Consider the following 13,540-nt stretch of genomic DNA (forward strand, 5'->3'; position numbering starts at 1 on the left):
TGGGCGGGGCAGTGGCCACACGGCCGCTGCCCCGCCGCATTCGCTAGCCGCCGTACAGCCGATCCAAGTCGACCAATTCGACATCGCGGCGATGCGCTGCCGCCTGTTCCAGTTCGGTCGTGAATCCCGACGACGCGAACAGCACGATCGTCGCGTCGGTTGTGTCGTAGTCGGATCGGCGGAGAATATCGGCGATATGGTCCAGCCGTGCCAAGTCGGCGACCCCTCGTCGGCCGAGGGTGGCTTTCGCCTCGCCGATCAGCGTGATCGACCTTCCGCTGACGCCGAGGACGTCGATTTCGTGCTTGGCGCGTCCCGCGTTGTCCTGCACGGTGGCGAATCCGATGTCGCCGAAGCCGTCGGGGCGGTTCAGTTCGTCGGGGGCGAAGCGGCCGGCCCAGTCGCGCGCGAGTTGCTCGAAATGGGCGCCGAGGATGTTCGATCGGAACGTAGGCGCGGCCGAGGACCAGACGCGGGCGGCCCGGCCGAATTCGAGTTGACCGAGGTGGGGGGCGGTGATCAGGCGGTCGAATCTGATCAGTGGGTCCGCCACGGTGATCGTCGGTTTCCGGGCGCGCAGTAGGTCGGACATGCGGGAGATATAGCCCGCCGACTCGAGCACGCCCAGTTGATAGCGGACCGCGTTGGCATCTCTGCCGATGGCACCGCCGATCGCCGTCGGCGTGTGGGCGCCTGCCGCGATCGCGCTGAGAATGTCGAAATATATTGCGCGACTGGTGATTCGCGGATCCTCGCGGAGTAGATAGTCGACTTCGCTGTGGGTGAATACGCCGAAGTCGACGGCGAGCAGGTTCGTGATCACCCAGTCGTCGAATTCTGCGACGCTGCGTGGAGTGCCCAGGATCAGCGGGCGGTAGCCCGGGATGCCGCCCACGGTGGCGTGCACGCGGAAAGCGACCTGCGGGTCGGTGATTCCCCAGAGTTGCGCGGCCTCGCGATAGTCCAATGGTGGCATTCTCAGATCGAGCATGACGCGACCACGCAGCGGTTTCGCGCCCGAGAGCAACTCGTGCATGACGCTGAGCGCGGAACCGCACAGGATCAACCGGCCGGTCAGTCCGCTGCCGCGTTGGGCACGGTCGTAGAGGTGCTGCAGGATCGACGGGAGTTCCGGTGCGTGCGCTACCGCGTACGGAAACTCGTCGATGACCACAAGTGGTGGTCTGCCTCGGGGAGTTGTTCGCTCGGCAACCTCCAGTGCGGAACGCAGCAGGGTCTCCCAGTCGGGTGGATCAGCTGACGTGGGGGTGGTCGACAGGTGTCCGCTGATGTCGGCGGCGAAGCGACGGCGGGAGGCCAAATCGCCCTCGTCCTGGACGCACACCGAGTACAGGCCGCCGACCTCGCGGCACGCTTCGGCGAGAAGTTGGGTTTTGCCGGTGCGGCGTCGGCCGGAGACGAGACCGAGTCGTAGGGGGCCGTCGAAGCCGCCGTCGAAGAGGAAGCGTTCAACCGCACCCCACTGGCGATCGCGGCCGACGATACGATCGGGCTTGTCCACGGCGCCTCCAACTAGGTAAATGGGTTTACCTAAATGATCGTAAACCTATTTACCTAGTTGGGGGTGAGACGCGGCGACGCGACCCCGATTGGGTTCTTCCAGGCGGTTCGCCTACACTAGAACGGTTGCCTGCGGGAGCTCTGTTCTCGCAATCCGGCAGCGAACCCCCAGTGGAAGGTATTTCCGCTGGCAGGCGCGCGTCCGGTGGGCAACTGACCATGTGCGACGGGTCGGCAATCCGGCGTACGTATACATCCAGGTCCAGGAGGTGCTGAAGTTGATTCAGCAGGAGTCGCGACTGCGCGTCGCCGACAACACCGGGGCGAAGGAAATCCTTTGCATCCGCGTGCTCGGTGGCTCGTCGCGTCGCTATGCCGGTATCGGTGACATCATTGTCGCCACCGTGAAGGACGCCATCCCCGGCGCCAACGTGAAGAAGGGCGACGTCGTCAAGGCTGTCGTCGTTCGCACCACCAAGGAACGTCGTCGTCCCGACGGTTCCTACATCAAGTTCGACGAGAACGCTGCCGTGCTGATCAAGCCGGACAACGATCCTCGCGGCACCCGCATCTTCGGCCCGGTCGGCCGTGAGCTGCGCGACAAGCGCTTCATGAAGATCGTTTCGCTGGCCCCGGAGGTGCTCTGACTATGAAGGTGCACAAGGGTGACACCGTGCTCGTCATTTCGGGCAAGGACAAGGGCGCGAAGGGCAAGGTCATTCAGGCTTTCCCCGCGACCGGCAAGGTTCTCGTCGAAGGCGTGAACCGGATCAAGAAGCACGTCGCTGATTCCGCGAACCAGCGTGGCGCCTCCTCGGGTGGCATCGTCACTCAGGAAGCCCCCATCCAGGTTTCGAACGTGATGATCGTCGACTCCGACGGTAACCCGACTCGCGTGGGCTACCGCACCGACGAAGAGTCCGGCAAGCGCGTCCGGATCTCCCGTAAAAACGGGAAGGACATCTGACATGACTACTTCTGAGCAGACTCAGCCCCGGCTGAAGGCGCGCTACCGCGCCGAGATCAAGGACGCGCTGAACGGCGAGTTCGAGTACGCCAACGTGATGCAGATCCCCGGCGTCGTCAAGGTCGTCGTGAACATGGGTGTCGGCGACGCCGCCCGTGACGCGAAGCTGATCAACGGTGCCGTCAAGGACCTCGAGCTGATCACCGGCCAGAAGCCCGAGATCCGCAAGGCCACCAAGTCCATCGCGCAGTTCAAGCTGCGTGAGGGCATGCCGATCGGCGCGAAGGTCACTCTTCGTGGCGACCGGATGTGGGAGTTCCTGGACCGTCTCGTGTCCATCGCGCTGCCCCGTATCCGCGACTTCCGCGGCCTGTCGCCGAAGCAGTTCGACGGCAACGGCAACTACACGTTCGGCCTCGCGGAGCAGTCCATGTTCCACGAGATCGACGTCGATTCCATCGACCGCCCGCGCGGTATGGACATCACGGTTGTCACCACGGCGACCAACAACGAAGAAGGCCGCGCGCTGCTGAAGCACCTCGGCTTCCCGTTCAAGGAGAACTGAGCACATGGCTAAGAAAGCACTGCGCATCAAGGCCGAGGCGAAGCCGAAGTTCGCGGTTCGCGCCTACACCCGCTGCCAGCGTTGCGGTCGCCCGCACGCGGTCTACCGCAAGTTCGGCCTGTGCCGTATCTGCGTGCGCGAAATGGCGCACCGCGGTGAGCTCCCGGGCGTGCACAAGAGCTCCTGGTGAGCTTGCGCTCCTCGTGAGTGCACCCGCCGCCTAGGCGAATATCGAAGCAAGGCACGGACTCTCGACGCAGAGTCCGTGCCTTGTTGCGTTGTAGTGACTTCAGTCGATGCGTTGAACGGGCTGCCCGATGAGGCGGGCGATGGTCGCATAGTCCGAATCCGCGTGCAGCACCTCATCCAGTCGACGAAGGTAGGGCGTTGTCGTCTCCGGTCGCCAGAACATAGCGGGCGGTGCGGCGTTCGCCGATGATCTCGAGTTTGCCTTCGCGGACCATGCGACGCAGGAGCGCGCCCGCCTGATTAGGGGTGAGCAGGCATAGCTCCGCGGTGTCGGCCCGCGATATCGGACCGTAAGCCCCGATGAATTGAATGATCATCTGTTCCTGCTGGATGGCGTCGGCGCCGCGTACCCGAACGTAGGCCGATGGCTCGTTGATAGCGCGGTACACAGAGGCCGACAGATGGTAGGTCCGATTGCGACCGTTGCCGCGCAGTTCGAGCAGACCGAGCTCGATCATGCGACTCAGCCCGGCGCGGGTCACGCCGAGAGTGCGATCGAGTCGATCGGCGATCTCGCTTGTTGACAGATTCGACTCGACGCGCAGCTCGTGCAGGACCTGGAGTTCGAACAGGTTCAACGGCTGTCCGGTGTCGGTGTCGCGGGCCAAAATGAAACGTGCGAGCGGCAGATCGGCACGGCCGAGTGGAACTACGACGCGAACAGACTGCTCAGTGGACTGGCTGTAGTCGGGGTTGCCCCGCCCCAGACGCAATGTCGCGAGGTACATCAGGCTGATTCCCCGACCGCTGCGCTCGACCAACCCGGCGCGCCGAAACGCGTCGGCGAGGATCGGACTGCGTGGGTGCGATGCGGTCAGCAGATTGTCCAATCGCACACCCGGGGGGAAACTGCCCGGGCTGTCGACGGAGAAGGCTTCGTCGTTCACCATGACCCGGATCGGTCCCACCGCGGTGTAGTCCCGGTGAACCAAGGCGTTGGCGATGGATTCGCGGGCGACCGTCGGCGCGACATTGGGCACTGCGATCCGTAACATGCCTGCTTCGAATTCTTCTTCGGTATTCCATCGACGCACCCGGTCGTAGAGCTCCTCTGCCGTCCGTAGCAGGGGTTCTCGGGTGAAGTCGTTCACGGTGATCCCCTGGCCGTGGAACTGCTGGAACGCGGCCTCATGGTTGGGCACGTAACGGGCGAGTGCTTGACTCGTGCCGAACAACAGGATCGCGCCAAGGGTGAGATGCTCGCGACCGTCGTCACCGTTGCGCAGAACCTGAAGGGCACGACAGATGTCGCGATCGGTCAGCTGGGGGACGACCCGATCAGCCGCTGAGTCGCCGGCCAGTCGCCGGAATCGGTCGAACTCGGCTGGGTCGAGGTCGGAGAATTGTGCACCGCGAGCGGCGACAGCCGCGAAATCGAGTGCGCCGCGGTCGATTTCGTGCGCCAACATCTCATGGGCGGCGAACGGGAGACATTGGGGAGTCCCATCGAGTTTCAGCGTGCGGCGCAGATACACGCCCGCGGTCGAGCCGACGATGTTGCGCGTCGCGGGAATCTCGACACAGATGACGTCGAGTTCGTCGATGCGGACAACGTCGGTGCGGGTCTGAACCAGCGGTATCGTCTTCGCGGCGATGAGGGCGTCGAGTCTTCGTGGGTCGGTCAACTTGCCGTGTCGGGGCGCCGCGCCCGTCACGGTTCCATCGTCCTCCACGCCGATCAGGATCACCCCACCGTTGCCGTTGGCCATGCAAACGACAGTGTTGACCAGGTCAGTGTCGTTGAACTTTCCCTCCGCCCCCCGCTTGAACTCCGTCGTGAGCGACTCACCCTCGGCGATCAGTGCTCGTGCGCCCGCAACGTCCATAACGACAAACATATCAAAACTTTGACGCTATTGATTTCGGCTAGATGATGACGCAAAGTTTTGCTACCTGCGTTGCGTGCTAGGTCAGAAATTCCCGGTCTGCCCAGGAGAGATCAATGACGAACGGGTGGTCGAAGTGGATTCCGTCGGAATCCTTGGGCGTCCATTCGCCGACCAGTAGGTAGTTGGCCGGATGCAGTGGTCGCACGCCTGCCGGGAGGGCACCGTGGATGGACTCCAACGCGAATATCCGGACGCTGTCGATGGCGCTGTGCTCGCCGCGCAGCTTGACCTCCCAGTACCAGGGGATCTTCGCCTCCGCGTAACGAGCCTTCTTCGCCTCGATGTCGCGATCGGTGTTCGAAGGGGACAGCACCTCGCCGACCATCACGGCATCATCGCCGCGCACATAGGAATAGGCCTTGCCGGGGCAGCGGTGAATCATGAAATTCGGCGTCACGAAGTCGGAGCGGCCGTGATCGCCGAAGAAGACGTTGGTCTCGGTGCGTACGCTCCAGCACTGCCTCGGGTCGATGCACATGGCCGACTTGGCTGATTGTCGAAGGGCTTGTGGGATGTCACCGACTTTGGATGAAATGTGGGCATTTCACTGCGTGGGGGTGGGTGGGTGTGTTCTTTGGGCGGATGAAGAAGTTCGTCACAGTCGCAGCCGTTTCCGTCGCCCTGTTCGGGGCGCCCGCCGTCGCATCCGCCGCCCCTATCGCTGATTCCGGGTCGGGAGGGTCGGGGTCTTCGGAGGGGGAGTTGATCTGTTCGCCGTTGGCGGGGATCTTGTTCGCTACCGGAAGTGTGGAGAAGCCGCCGCTGTACGACATTCTCTGCATGCTCACCTGAACGGGGAGTGGTCGATTCCGCAGCTGGTGCCTGCCGGTGGGAGTTGGGCGGTGAACAGGTAGTCGCGTTTGAGGTGTTCGGCGCAGGTGCTCTGGATGTACATGGAGCTGTGGCCGGCACCTTCGATGACTACTAGCTGGGCCCGGTTCAGTTGGGCCGCACCGGCTTTCGCGCCGTGCAGGGGAGTGGCCGGGTCGTATCTGCTGTTGAGGACGAGGATCGGGGCGGCGGTTTCGCGGTTCCATGGACCGGTGTAGCGGTCCCGGTCCTCGGCCTGCCAGAACGCGCAGGGGGTGGCGTTGAAGACCGCGGTTCGCCCGAAGTAGCGGGAGTGCAGGTCTTCGGCTGCCGCTGTCGCGCTGTAGACGGCGGGGTCGCGCGGGACGGTGCTGTCGGCGCATTGGATTGTGTAGAAGGCTTCGACGCGGTTGGCGGGGTGGTCGGCGGCGAAGACGGAGTCGGGGACTCGGGTGGGGAGCACCGTGGTCGCGTCGAACAGGTTCTGCAGCAGGATCGCCAGGTCGGGGTAGGTTTCGGGGCGAGAAAGGCTGCCCGCCGCGCCGACCACTTCGGCGAACGACCATGACTTGCCGTCGATGACGATCGGGGCGAGGCGGGCGCGTTCGGCCAGGGCGATCCATTTGAGTTTGGGGTCGCCCGCGGCGAAAGCGCAGCGCTGTCCTGCGGCGGAGCAATCGCGCAGGAAGGTGTCGAAGGTTTCGGCGATGCCCGTGGCTACGCCTTGGCGGGTATCCAGCGGCAGGTTCGCGCCGTTGACATTGCCCTCGAAGTCCAGCGAACCGTCGAACGCCATCGCGCGGACCCGGCCGGGGAACATGTTGGCGTAGATCGCGCCGACCTGGGTGCCGTAGGAAATGCCGTGGTAGGTCAGGGTTTCGTCGCCGACCGCGCGGCGCAGCAGGTCCAGGTCGCGGGCGGTGTTCGCGCTGGAGGCGTGGTTCAGGATGGGGCCGGCGTTGCGTGCGCAGCGGGCGGCGATGTCGGCGGACGCGGCGAAGAACGCGGGTTCGTCGGCTGCAGTGGCGGGGGTGCCGGGGAACGCGTCGAGGTAGGCCGCCTGCTCGGCCGCGCCGGTGAAGCACTGGGTGCCCGCGCTGCGCGAGACCGAGCGCGGATCCCACGAGACAACGTCGAACCGGGCGCGCAATTCGTCGGAGAACAACCACGGCCAACGGGCTCGCTCACGCAGCCGATCCACGCCGGAGGGGCCGGGCCCGCCGAAGTTGACGAACAACGTGCCGATGCGGCGGGCCGGATCGGCGGCGGGCAATTTGATGACGGCCAGGTCGATCTGGGCGGCCTGTGGGCGGTTGTAGTCCAGCGGCACCCGCGCGGTGGCGCACTCGAAGCCGTCCGCGCAGCTCTCCCAGTGCAACGAGGGCGTGGCTGCCGCGTCGGCGAGCGGGTCGACGTAGGGATCGGCCGATGCGGGTGCGGCGAGCGCGCCGATCCCGAGTAATACGGCGAAGAAGAAGGCCGTGCCCCGACGACGTGCACGGTGGGAAGACAACGGCCGAGCCTCCTGCGCAGATCCGACGAACCTCGCGAAGTTACCACACACGTGAGCCGGGCTCACGAGCGCAAAGTCATTGTGATCGAACACAATTCGCGCCGATCGGCCGAACGGACGGTGCGATAGCCGCAGGTCACGCCGGACATATTCGGAATATATTGCGAATTGTTCGGTTACCGCAGCATTACCGGCATCTGATAATCCTGTGCATTTTCGGAGAATGTGATCCGCGTGGTGGCGAACAATGTGTTCCGTGGCTACGGTCGAGGTCGTTGCGTGCAGTGCAGCATAAAGATGGGCGTCAGCGTCGATCCCTTGCCGGACAATCGCAGAGGATGTGAGTTCGTGACCCTGATCACTGAAAACAAGCCCCGTGACGTGGCCCACCGGCCGCCCCTACGCGGGATTCCAGCAGGCGCGATGCCGATAGTGGCATTTCTTTCCATTCTCGCCGGATTCATCGGCGCGGCCGCGTATACGCATTCCGCCGGATATTTCGTGACATTTATGACCGGTAATACCGAACGTGCCGTTCTCGGCTGGTTCGACAATGATCACCTGCTCGCCACCGGCGCCATCACCCTGCTTTTCTCGTTCGGGCTCGGGGTGTTCGTCGCCTCGCTGCTGCGGCGCAAGGTGTGGCGCAGCGGTCACTACGGGGCATCGGTGGTGACCACCGTCGCGCTGGCCGTCGCCGCGGTGGTCGACTTCGCTCTCGATCGCACCGGTGGTCAGGAGGTCGGCTTCATTCCGATCGCGTTCGTCGCCTTCGCGGTCGGCGCGCTCAACACCGCGTTCGTCAACAACGGCGAGGTCAGTGTGCCGCTGAGCTATGTCACCGGAACCGTGGTGAAACTGGGCCAGGGCATCGAAAGCCATGTCAGCGGCGGCAGTTCGCGCGACTGGCTCGGCTACGGCATGCAGTACGCGGCCTTCGCGGTCGGCGCCCTGCTCGGCGGGCTGATGAGCCTGGTGGTGGGTGGTGAGATGATGTTGATCGTCGCCACGGGGGTCTCGGCGTCGGCGATCGCGATCACCTACAGGGCCACCGGGGCGGCTCACACCGCCGCGTGACCAACGTCGCCGCACCCCGGGTTTGGTCCTGACCACGGCATTGCCTACACTAGAGCAGTTGCCTGGGCAGATCTGTGTCCGCTCCACGTTCGGCGTGAGTGGACCCCCAGGCGCCGAGAGCTCGCAAGAGAACTCATCCGGTCGGTAAGTGCTGACCGGACCAGCCGAATTGTTGTAGGCCCACGGTCACCTGCGCGCAAGCGTCGGAGATGTTGCATGGGAACCGCAGCGAGAAAGGTGTCGAGGTCAAACCATGACCATGACTGATCCGATCGCAGACTTCTTGACGCGTCTGCGCAACGCCAACTCGGCGTACCACGATCAGGTGAAGGCTCCCCACTCGAAGATCAAGGTGAACATCGCCGAGATCCTCAAGCGTGAGGGTTACATCGCCGATTACCGCACCGAAGACGCGACCGTTGGCAAGGCCATCGTCGTCGATCTGAAGTACGGCCCCAGCCGTGAGCGCAGCCTGCAGGGCCTGCGTCGCGTGTCGAAGCCGGGTCTGCGTGTGTACGCGAAGTCCACCAACCTGCCCAAGGTCCTCGGCGGCCTCGGCGTGGCGATTATTTCCACGTCGACCGGTCTGCTCACAGACCGTCAGGCGGCCAAGCAGGGCGTCGGGGGCGAAGTCCTCGCCTACGTCTGGTAAGGGAGGTCAGGACTAATGTCGCGTATTGGTAAGAAGCCCATCGAGATTCCGGCCGGCGTCGACGTCACAATCGACGGCCAGGTTGTCACGGTCAAGGGGCCCAAGGGCACCCTCTCGCACACCGTGGCCGAGCCCATCGTCGTCACCAAGGGTGAAGGCAATGAGCTCGAGGTTGCTCGTCCCAACGACGAGCGCGCGAACCGTTCGCTGCACGGCCTTTCCCGCACCCTGATCGCCAACATGATCGAGGGTGTCACCAAGGGCTACGAGAAGAAGATGGAAATCTTCGGCGTCGGTTACCGCGTTCAGGCCAAGGGTTCGAACCTCGAGTTCGCCCTCGGTTACAGCCACCCGGTGCCGATCACGGCCCCGGCAGGCATCACCTTCGCGGTGGAATCGCCCACCAAGTTCTCGGTGTCCGGGATCGACAAGCAGGCGGTCGGTCAGATCTCCGCTGTCATCCACGGACTGCGTAAGCCCGACCCGTACAAGGGCAAGGGCATCCGCTACGCCGGCGAGGTCGTTCGCCGCAAGGTCGGAAAGACGGGTAAGTGATCATGGCGCAAACTGCTAACCAGAAGGCGAAGCGGATTCCGCTGGGCAAGGACGCTTCCACGAAGCGTCGTCTGTCCAAGACCCGTCGTCACTTCCGTCTTCGCAAGAAGGTCGAAGGCACCACCGTGCGTCCGCGCCTGGTGGTCAACCGCTCCGCGCGCCACCTGCACGCTCAGCTGATCGACGATTCGGTGGGCCGCACCATTGCCGCCGCCTCCTCGATCGAAGCCGACGTGCGTGCGCTCGAAGGTGACAAGTCCGCCAAGGGCGCGAAGGTCGGTCAGTTGATCGCCGAGCGTGCCAAGGCTGCCGGTATCGAGGCGGTCGTGTTCGACCGTGGTGGTCACGACTACCACGGCCGTATCGCGGCGCTGGCTGATGCCGCTCGTGAAGGTGGGCTGAAGTTCTGATGACTGAATTTGCGAACGAAGGGAACGTCTGATGCCGGGACGTCAGCGGCGCGATGGCGGCGGCGGACCCGCCGGACCGAACAACAACAACAACAGCAACGCCGGTGGCCCTGAGGGCAACCGTCGTGGCGGTGGCGATCGTCGCGGCGGTAACGACCGTGGCGGCAACGCTGCCGAGAAGAACCAGCTCGAGCGCGTCGTCGCGATCAACCGCGTCTCCAAGGTCGTGAAGGGTGGTCGTCGCTTCAGCTTCACCGCCCTCGTGATCGTCGGTGACGGCAACGGTCTGGTCGGCGTCGGCTACGGCAAGGCCAAGGAAGTTCCCGCGGCCATCCAGAAGGGTGTCGAGGAGGCTCGCAAGAGCTTCTTCCGCGTCCCGATGATCGGCTCGACCATCGTCCACCCGGTTCAGGGTGAGGCGGCGGCCGGTGTGGTCATGCTGCGTCCGGCTTCGCCCGGTACCGGTGTGATCGCCGGTGGTGCGTGCCGTGCCGTGCTCGAATGTGCCGGTATCCACGACATTCTGTCGAAGTCGCTCGGTAGCGACAACGCGATCAACGTCGTTCACGCGACGGTGGCCGCGCTCAAGATGCTGCAGCGTCCCGAAGAGGTTGCCGCTCGTCGCGGTCTGCCGATCGAGGATGTCGCTCCGGCGGGCATGCTGCGTGCGCGTGCGGGACAGGGAGCCTGACATGGCTGATCTCAAGGTAACTCAGATCAAGAGCACGATCGGTGCCAAGTCGAACCAGCGCGACAGCCTGCGGACGCTTGGTCTGCGGAAGATCCGCCAGTCGGTGGTTCGTGAGGACAATGCTCAGAACCGCGGTCTGATCAACGTCGTGCGCCACCTCGTAACAGTTGAGGAGGTCTAGACATGACCATCAAATTGCACCACCTGCGTCCTGCTCCGGGCTCCAACACCGCCAAGACTCGCGTCGGCCGTGGTGAAGGTTCCAAGGGTAAGACCGCCGGTCGCGGTACCAAGGGCACCAAGGCACGCAAGAACGTCCCCGCGGCGTTCGAGGGTGGCCAGATGCCGCTGCACATGCGTCTGCCGAAGCTTCGCGGCTTCACCAACCGCTTCCGGGTCGAGTACCAGGTTGTCAACGTTGGCCGCATCGCCGAACTGTTCCCGCAGGGCGGCACCATCGGTAAGGCCGAGCTCGTCGCGGCGGGCGCCGTTCGCAAGAACGAGCTCGTCAAGGTTCTCGGCGACGGCGAGATCGGTGTCGCCATCCAGGTGACCGCCGACAAGGTGACCGGAGCCGCCAAGGCGAAGATCACCGCAGCCGGTGGCACTGCCACCGAACTGGCCTGACGGTACTGTAGTTATCAGTTGCACCGGACGAGCCTGTGAGCTCGTCCGGTGCCACTGTTAGAGTCACACAACGTATTGTCTGCCAAGACTCGTCATGTGCTTCCCGCATGGCATGACCATGTCGTTCGCCAGGAGGATTTGTGCTTTCCGCCTTCGTATCGGCCTTCCGGACTCCGGACTTACGGCGGAAGATTCTCTTCACGCTGGGGTTGATCGCGCTGTACCGGTTGGGTGCCGCGCTGCCGTCCCCCGGTGTTGATTACCGTGCGGTCCAGGACTGCGTGAAGATGGTGTCCGGCGGTGAATCCGCCGGTATCTACCAGCTCATCAACCTTTTCTCCGGTGGCGCGCTGTTGCAGCTGTCGGTGTTCGCGATCGGCATCATGCCGTACATCACCGCGAGCATCATCATCCAGCTGCTGACCGTCGTCATCCCGCGGTTCGAGGAACTCCGCAAGGAGGGCCAAGCCGGCCAGACCAAGATGACGCAGTACACCAGGTACCTGTCCGTCGCTTTGGCGGTGTTGCAGGCCACCGGTCTGGTCGCACTCGCCGCGCGCGGTCAGCTCCTACAGGGCTGCCAAGAGGACATTCTCGCCGACACCAGCGTCTTCGGCATGATCATCATCGTGCTGGTGATGACCGCCGGTGCCTGCCTGGTCATGTGGTTCGGCGAGCAGATCACCGAGCGCGGTGTCGGTAACGGCATGTCGCTGCTCATCTTCGCCGGTATCGCCGCGCGTATCCCGATCGACGGCAAGAACATCCTCGACACCCGCGGCGGCCTGGTCTTCGGCCTCGTGTGTGCCGCGGTGTTGGCCATCATCGTGGCCGTGATCTTCGTCGAGCAGGGTCAGCGCCGGATTCCGGTGCAGTACGCCAAGCGTGTGGTCGGCCGGAAGATGTACGGCGGTTCGTCGACGTACCTGCCGCTGAAGGTCAACCAGGCCGGTGTCATCCCGGTGATCTTCGCGTCCTCGCTGCTGTACCTGCCCAACCTGGTCGCCCAGCTCACCGGGTCGAGCACGGCAACGGAGCCGAGCTGGTGGCAGGAGATCATCCAGAAATACCTGGTGAATCCGTCCAACCCGGTCTACATCGCGATCTACTTCGGGTTGATCGTGTTCTTCACCTACTTCTACGTCGCGATCACCTTCAACCCGGAGGAACGCGCGGACGAGATGAAGAAGTTCGGCGGCTTCATCCCGGGCTACCGGCCCGGTAAGCCGACCGCGGACTACCTCAACTACGTCCTGAGCCGCATCACCCTGCCTGGCTCGATTTACCTCGGTCTGGTCGCCGTGCTCCCGAACCTGTTCCTCGACATGGGCAATTCGGGTGCGGTGGCGAACCTTCCGTTCGGCGGTACCGCGGTGCTCATCATGGTCAGCGTGGGTCTCGACACGGTCAAGCAGATCGAGAGCCAGCTGATGAATCGAAATTACGAAGGGTTCCTCAAGTGAGAGTTGTTCTGCTCGGTCCGCCGGGTGCCGGCAAAGGTACTCAGGCCGTCCTGCTGTCAGAGAAGCTGGGCGTTCCGCACATCTCCACCGGAGACCTCTTCCGCGCGAACATCAGCCAGCAGACCGCCCTCGGTCGCGAGGCGCAGAAGTACATGGACGCGGGCGACCTGGTCCCCAGCGACGTCACCAACCGCATGGTCGAAGCCCGCGTGGGCGAGCCCGATGCCGCGAACGGTTTCGTGCTCGACGGTTACCCGCGCACGGTCGACCAGGCCGACGCGCTGAAGAAGATCCTCGAGCACTTCGGCGCCGAACTCGACGCCGTGCTGTGCTTCGTGGTGCCCGAGGACACCGTGGTCGAGCGGATGCTCGCCCGTGGGCGCGCCGACGACACCGAGGACGTCATCCGCAACCGGCTGCGGGTCTACCGTGAGGAGACCGAGCCGCTGCTCGAGTACTACGACGGTCTGGTCGTGACCGTCGACGGTATCGGCGAGGTCGACGAAGTCAACGCCCGCGCGCTCAAAGCGCTCGGCAAGTAATTCTGGGAT

At 64.1% G+C, this 13,540-nt stretch carries 17 protein-coding genes; 13 read left to right on the plus strand and 4 right to left on the minus strand.

What is annotated here, in order from left to right:
- Nucleotides 1-43: 43 nt before the first annotated feature.
- On the minus strand, nucleotides 44-1,522 hold the full coding sequence (locus tag ACFWVD_RS08720; protein WP_379241402.1) for an ATP-binding protein: 1,479 nt from the start codon (nucleotides 1,520-1,522) through the stop codon (nucleotides 44-46).
- Between the two features lie 277 nt (nucleotides 1,523-1,799).
- Between ACFWVD_RS08720 and rplN the strand changes: the two genes are divergently transcribed.
- From rplN to ACFWVD_RS08740, 4 genes are read left to right on the plus strand one after another with little or no spacing between them, the layout of a single operon-like run.
- The gene (gene rplN, locus ACFWVD_RS08725) at nucleotides 1,800-2,168 is read left to right on the plus strand and encodes a 50S ribosomal protein L14 (protein ID WP_056818394.1); all 369 of its coding nucleotides are present in this window, start codon (nucleotides 1,800-1,802) and stop codon (nucleotides 2,166-2,168) included.
- Between the two features lie 2 nt (nucleotides 2,169-2,170).
- Nucleotides 2,171-2,488 (plus strand): 50S ribosomal protein L24, encoded by a 318-nt coding sequence (rplX, locus tag ACFWVD_RS08730; protein ID WP_379241403.1) that lies wholly within the window; start codon nucleotides 2,171-2,173, stop codon nucleotides 2,486-2,488.
- Between the two features lies 1 nt (nucleotide 2,489).
- Nucleotides 2,490-3,053, plus strand: coding sequence for a 50S ribosomal protein L5 (gene rplE, locus ACFWVD_RS08735; RefSeq protein ID WP_379241404.1), 564 nt, complete (start codon nucleotides 2,490-2,492; stop codon nucleotides 3,051-3,053).
- Nucleotides 3,054-3,057: 4 nt separating this feature from the next.
- The gene (locus tag ACFWVD_RS08740; protein WP_056818387.1) at nucleotides 3,058-3,243 is read left to right on the plus strand and encodes a type Z 30S ribosomal protein S14; all 186 of its coding nucleotides are present in this window, start codon (nucleotides 3,058-3,060) and stop codon (nucleotides 3,241-3,243) included.
- A 172-nt stretch (nucleotides 3,244-3,415) separates the two neighbouring features.
- On the opposite strand, the gene ACFWVD_RS08745 is transcribed toward ACFWVD_RS08740, so the two are convergent.
- The 3 genes from ACFWVD_RS08745 to ACFWVD_RS08755 form a co-directional block, all read right to left on the minus strand.
- Nucleotides 3,416-5,128 carry a DNA glycosylase AlkZ-like family protein gene (locus ACFWVD_RS08745; RefSeq protein WP_379241405.1) on the minus strand — a complete coding sequence of 571 codons (1,713 nt, stop codon included), beginning with the start codon at nucleotides 5,126-5,128 and terminating at the stop codon, nucleotides 3,416-3,418.
- A 79-nt stretch (nucleotides 5,129-5,207) separates the two neighbouring features.
- Nucleotides 5,208-5,669, minus strand: coding sequence for a Uma2 family endonuclease (locus ACFWVD_RS08750; RefSeq protein WP_379241406.1), 462 nt, complete (start codon nucleotides 5,667-5,669; stop codon nucleotides 5,208-5,210).
- 306 nt (nucleotides 5,670-5,975) lie between these two features.
- The gene (locus ACFWVD_RS08755; RefSeq protein WP_379241407.1) at nucleotides 5,976-7,514 is read right to left on the minus strand and encodes an alpha/beta hydrolase; all 1,539 of its coding nucleotides are present in this window, start codon (nucleotides 7,512-7,514) and stop codon (nucleotides 5,976-5,978) included.
- A 348-nt stretch (nucleotides 7,515-7,862) separates the two neighbouring features.
- Between ACFWVD_RS08755 and ACFWVD_RS08760 the strand changes: the two genes are divergently transcribed.
- The 9 genes from ACFWVD_RS08760 to ACFWVD_RS08800 all read left to right on the plus strand — a co-directional run bounded on the left by ACFWVD_RS08760 (nucleotide 7,863) and on the right by ACFWVD_RS08800 (nucleotide 13,531).
- Nucleotides 7,863-8,591: a YoaK family protein gene (locus ACFWVD_RS08760; protein WP_379241408.1), complete on the plus strand. Its 729-nt coding sequence runs from the start codon at nucleotides 7,863-7,865 to the stop codon at nucleotides 8,589-8,591.
- Between the two features lie 253 nt (nucleotides 8,592-8,844).
- Nucleotides 8,845-9,243, plus strand: coding sequence for a 30S ribosomal protein S8 (gene rpsH, locus ACFWVD_RS08765; protein ID WP_056818383.1), 399 nt, complete (start codon nucleotides 8,845-8,847; stop codon nucleotides 9,241-9,243).
- A 15-nt stretch (nucleotides 9,244-9,258) separates the two neighbouring features.
- Nucleotides 9,259-9,798 carry a 50S ribosomal protein L6 gene (gene rplF, locus ACFWVD_RS08770; RefSeq protein WP_379235514.1) on the plus strand — a complete coding sequence of 180 codons (540 nt, stop codon included), beginning with the start codon at nucleotides 9,259-9,261 and terminating at the stop codon, nucleotides 9,796-9,798.
- Nucleotides 9,799-9,800: 2 nt separating this feature from the next.
- On the plus strand, nucleotides 9,801-10,208 hold the full coding sequence (gene rplR, locus ACFWVD_RS08775; protein WP_378903950.1) for a 50S ribosomal protein L18: 408 nt from the start codon (nucleotides 9,801-9,803) through the stop codon (nucleotides 10,206-10,208).
- A gap of 31 nt (nucleotides 10,209-10,239) precedes the next feature.
- Nucleotides 10,240-10,899 carry a 30S ribosomal protein S5 gene (gene rpsE, locus ACFWVD_RS08780; RefSeq protein ID WP_379235516.1) on the plus strand — a complete coding sequence of 220 codons (660 nt, stop codon included), beginning with the start codon at nucleotides 10,240-10,242 and terminating at the stop codon, nucleotides 10,897-10,899.
- A gap of 1 nt (nucleotide 10,900) precedes the next feature.
- Nucleotides 10,901-11,080 carry a 50S ribosomal protein L30 gene (rpmD, locus tag ACFWVD_RS08785; protein WP_056819257.1) on the plus strand — a complete coding sequence of 60 codons (180 nt, stop codon included), beginning with the start codon at nucleotides 10,901-10,903 and terminating at the stop codon, nucleotides 11,078-11,080.
- A gap of 2 nt (nucleotides 11,081-11,082) precedes the next feature.
- On the plus strand, nucleotides 11,083-11,526 hold the full coding sequence (gene rplO / locus ACFWVD_RS08790; RefSeq protein WP_379241409.1) for a 50S ribosomal protein L15: 444 nt from the start codon (nucleotides 11,083-11,085) through the stop codon (nucleotides 11,524-11,526).
- Between the two features lie 140 nt (nucleotides 11,527-11,666).
- Nucleotides 11,667-12,989, plus strand: coding sequence for a preprotein translocase subunit SecY (gene secY, locus ACFWVD_RS08795; protein ID WP_379241410.1), 1,323 nt, complete (start codon nucleotides 11,667-11,669; stop codon nucleotides 12,987-12,989).
- A complete protein-coding gene (locus ACFWVD_RS08800; protein ID WP_379241411.1) occupies nucleotides 12,986-13,531 on the plus strand; it encodes an adenylate kinase in 546 nt (181 codons plus the stop codon). The genes secY and ACFWVD_RS08800 overlap by 4 nt, the downstream gene beginning before the upstream one ends.
- Nucleotides 13,532-13,540: the final 9 nt, after the last annotated feature.

It is taken from the genome of Nocardia sp. NPDC058666 (assembly GCF_042714895.1).
Taxonomy (GTDB): domain Bacteria; phylum Actinomycetota; class Actinomycetes; order Mycobacteriales; family Mycobacteriaceae; genus Nocardia.

What these genes read in the sequence shown, in the direction of transcription:
- rplX (WP_379241403.1), top strand. Translation starts at nt 2,171, where the DNA reads ATGAAGGTGCACAAGGGTGACACCGTGCTCGTCATTTCGGGCAAGGAC.
- rplE (WP_379241404.1), top strand. Translation starts at nt 2,490, where the DNA reads ATGACTACTTCTGAGCAGACTCAGCCCCGGCTGAAGGCGCGCTACCGC.
- ACFWVD_RS08740 (WP_056818387.1), top strand. Translation starts at nt 3,058, where the DNA reads ATGGCTAAGAAAGCACTGCGCATCAAGGCCGAGGCGAAGCCGAAGTTC.
- ACFWVD_RS08745 (WP_379241405.1), bottom strand. Translation starts at nt 5,128, where the DNA reads ATGGACGTTGCGGGCGCACGAGCACTGATCGCCGAGGGTGAGTCGCTC.
- ACFWVD_RS08750 (WP_379241406.1), bottom strand. Translation starts at nt 5,669, where the DNA reads ATGTGCATCGACCCGAGGCAGTGCTGGAGCGTACGCACCGAGACCAAC.
- rpsH (WP_056818383.1), top strand. Translation starts at nt 8,845, where the DNA reads ATGACCATGACTGATCCGATCGCAGACTTCTTGACGCGTCTGCGCAAC.
- rplF (WP_379235514.1), top strand. Translation starts at nt 9,259, where the DNA reads ATGTCGCGTATTGGTAAGAAGCCCATCGAGATTCCGGCCGGCGTCGAC.
- rplR (WP_378903950.1), top strand. Translation starts at nt 9,801, where the DNA reads ATGGCGCAAACTGCTAACCAGAAGGCGAAGCGGATTCCGCTGGGCAAG.
- rpsE (WP_379235516.1), top strand. Translation starts at nt 10,240, where the DNA reads ATGCCGGGACGTCAGCGGCGCGATGGCGGCGGCGGACCCGCCGGACCG.
- rpmD (WP_056819257.1), top strand. Translation starts at nt 10,901, where the DNA reads ATGGCTGATCTCAAGGTAACTCAGATCAAGAGCACGATCGGTGCCAAG.
- rplO (WP_379241409.1), top strand. Translation starts at nt 11,083, where the DNA reads ATGACCATCAAATTGCACCACCTGCGTCCTGCTCCGGGCTCCAACACC.